The 3,179-nt window shown below is 61.3% G+C and carries 2 protein-coding genes; both read right to left on the bottom strand.

Going from position 1 to position 3,179, the window contains the following annotated elements:
• Positions 1-39: 39 nt before the first annotated feature.
• Positions 40-1,257, bottom strand: a complete 1,218-nt coding sequence (locus AX744_RS21855) for a zinc-ribbon domain-containing protein (RefSeq protein ID WP_442922833.1) — start codon at positions 1,255-1,257, stop codon at positions 40-42.
• A 971-nt stretch (positions 1,258-2,228) separates the two neighbouring features.
• Positions 2,229-3,179, bottom strand: a 951-nt coding sequence (locus AX744_RS12230; protein WP_231728801.1) for an ATP-binding protein, incomplete at its 5' end; no start/stop codon positions are given.

Raw genomic sequence — 3,179 nt, 5'->3', positions numbered from 1 at the left:
GCCTATCCGCGAACCAGCCGGCGGTCCCGGGCTACACCCTCAACTGCGAAGAGCCCCCAAACCGACACGATCGGAGGGATCACACTGAGGGCATCCGTTTGTGAGGCGACGGTTCGGGATCGTCGAGTATGCGAGGTGTCCAGACCTGCGGCAGCGCCAGTAGTGCTTTTTGCCACCGGGGAGACGATTGGATGGATTGAACTCCCGATTCCGACCGCAATCCCAGTCTTTCAGAAGGTCAGGGAACCGAGTGCGTGCGTCGTTGAAACCCGACCAGACACGCCGGTTCGAGCAGTAATAGCACCCTTGCCCGTCCCGACGGCGCACAAGAGCTTGCTCGTAGGGGTGCCCTGCCGGGCAACGCCACCAGTACTTCTTTGGGCTACCTGCGACGACAGCGCCAGGGACTACCCCTGCGTTATAGGTGGGGTGCCATTCCGCTGCTAGCTGAGGATGGGTGTCAACAAGTGAGTTGACACCCATCCGAGCTTCGAGGTTGGCGCACACGCGGCAACCTCGAGTCTTGCGTCTGAATACGGGTGCGGGCCACGCGTGGCCACTCTCGCAAAGCCACCAGACTTCCTTGCCTGATCCCGACGTAACGCTGCTAGGGGTTAGGCCGCCGTTGCGATAAGGGTGCCATTGTGCCGCGATCTCGGGGTATCGGTCCTGCAGAGTGTTAACGCCTGGTACCGCACGCATTCCGCGGCATACACCGCAACCTATCCCCGAGGCGGCGAGGACTATGGAAAGGTCGTAGGGGTGCCCGGCGTCGCACAGCCACCACACGACTTGCGGGCTGCCCGACAGCACATGTGCGGCTGATAGCCCCCCGTTCATAGTGGGATGCCAGCGTTGCGCGACTTGTGGATGAGTCACATCCAAACTGGTCACCCCAACCTCAACTGCTTGTCGCGTGCAGTAGCGACATGAACGTCCGTCCTTCCGACGCATGTTGACGGGCGATGCCTCAAAGGCATGACCGTTCCGACACAGCCACCACCTCGAAGTGGAGCTCCCGGCCTTCACATCCCCGGGCGTGACGACGCCGTTGCGGGTGGGGTGCCACCGTTCGGCAACACGCGGGTGCGTATCTGCGAGGGAATTGTAGCCCCTCAGCACGCGGCGCCCGGAACATACTCCGCAGCCACTGAATCGGGAGAGGAAGGTGTTCCGTCGGTTAGCCGCAGGGACTGCGACTCGGTGCCCCTCTCGACACGCGAAACCGATTCGCTCACTGGACGTGATCGAGACCATCCAGCGGATGCCCGGCGCTGCGCGTTCATTAACGTAAAGGTGATTCACATGGTCCCACTGATTCGCCTTGCACGTCATCATGCTCGATTCGTACGCGTTGAACTCGCTGAGTTCAACGTCGGGGTTCACTAGTTTGAAGCTGTGCGCGCTCGGCCAATGATCGGCGTTGAAGGGCTCAGCTGTCGGCTTCCCTGCGTAGATGTCCCGGCGACCGATCTCTGCACGCCGCAATAGTGCCCATATCCCATCCACGATCGGCGCTGATTGCGGTGCTGCACACTCGCTCGCGGTGATGAGCCGTTGAAGGTGCGCATAACGCTGGGAGTGTGGGCGGCTCGGATCCGTAAGAGTGTCGAGCGAGTTCGTCACCGCGGACCACACGCGTGTCAACGCGACGAAACGCTTAGGCGCGTTGCGGCTACTCCCCGCGAGCCGCTCCCAGGCTTCGAACATATCCAGAAGCTCGATCATGACGGGAACATCGAGCCGCTTCTGCGCGAACAGCCGTTGCAGTCTTCGATCCGCCAAAACGACTACCTGGGGCACGACGACCTGCTCCTCAGGTTTCGTCCCGGGGCCGACCCATAGCCGGTGACGTCGGCACACGAAGGGGCCGAGGTGCGGCACCTGAGGGATGGTTCTCCCCTGTGCACACCGTCTGCACGCCCAACGGTCTGACACCGACTGCGAGCAGGTCGAGCATGCAGAGAGGTGGCGATTGACAACACCGAATGACTCAGAGCGCGTCGCAGCGGGGTTTCCGGTGAGAGCCTCGAGAAGTCCGACCCCTGGATGTGCTCGCTTGAGTTCTCGGCGCAGAGTCCGCACGAGCGTTGCATGGATCGCCGCCGGGTAGTGATTTCTCGCAAGAATAGAGATCACGAAGCTGTCATCAGTCTCAAAGGCAATTCTTCGGGGGATGAAAGGCAATGGCAGCCCAAACGGAGTGTGCAGCCCAGCGGTCATTTTGCTCAACCTCTACTATCGGGTTTGCGAGATTTCGCCGCAGCCACTGCTTGACGCTCCGACCGAAGATCGACTCGCACTTTCTCCAGATCGGCTTTCGTGATGCGTTCGAGGCGACCGCTGGGCGTGCCGCCAATGAGCGCCGCCCGACGCTCGGTGATGATACTCATGGCGGCGTCCACGAGAAGCTGACGAAGTGCTCCGATGTATCCCGCGGTGCGGGCAAGGAGGTACTCGCCGAGAGGAGCGAGAGTGCCCGCGGGATGGTCACGGAGAAGAAGTTGGGTCTCGAAGGCGCGGATGAGCCCCAACCACTGCGCGGCGCCATCCTTGTCTGACAGAACCAAGGGAGCGAGCGAATGTGCGACGCTTCTGCCGGATAGTTGATTCCCGTGCGGTCCGCTCAACAGTTCACCGGAGTCGATCCCGATGCCGCTGTAAACGAAAGTCGCGCGGACTTGATTACTGAGAACCTTCAGGGTGTTCGCTGCGTCGACTGTTGATCGGCGGTTGTCGGACAGGTTGTGCAGTTCGTCGACGACGATCATCTGGACCCCTTGTTCGTTTGCGTGTGCCACCACGAGGTCAGTCATCTCTGGCGTTGTCATGGCGCGTGGCACAGCGAGTCGCAAGGCCCGGAGCAGAGTCATCATCACTGACTTCGGTGTTGCCCCGGCCGGAGCGTCAATAAACAACACCGGCAGCCGAACATCTGGACGATCTCGGCGAGATTCCGTGATACAGGTCTGTGCGGCAGCGACGAGCGCCGTCGTTTTTCCTGTTCCTGCTTCCCCCGACAGCAACACCATCCCTCGGCCGAAATTCGCGAAGGCGTTGCGCTGCCGCGCGAGAGCAATACTGTGTTGAATCTGCCGCAGAGCCGGCGTGGCGACGATAAAGTGGCTCATCGCGAATGAGAGTGTAGGAGCGGTCTGAATCCGCCGGCTTCGAGGAGC

Origin of the sequence: Microbacterium sp. CCH5-D1 (genome assembly GCF_001557335.1) — a bacterium.
Lineage (GTDB): Bacteria > Actinomycetota > Actinomycetes > Actinomycetales > Microbacteriaceae > Microbacterium > Microbacterium oxydans.
This window is presented reverse-complemented; position numbering and strand designations above follow the sequence as displayed.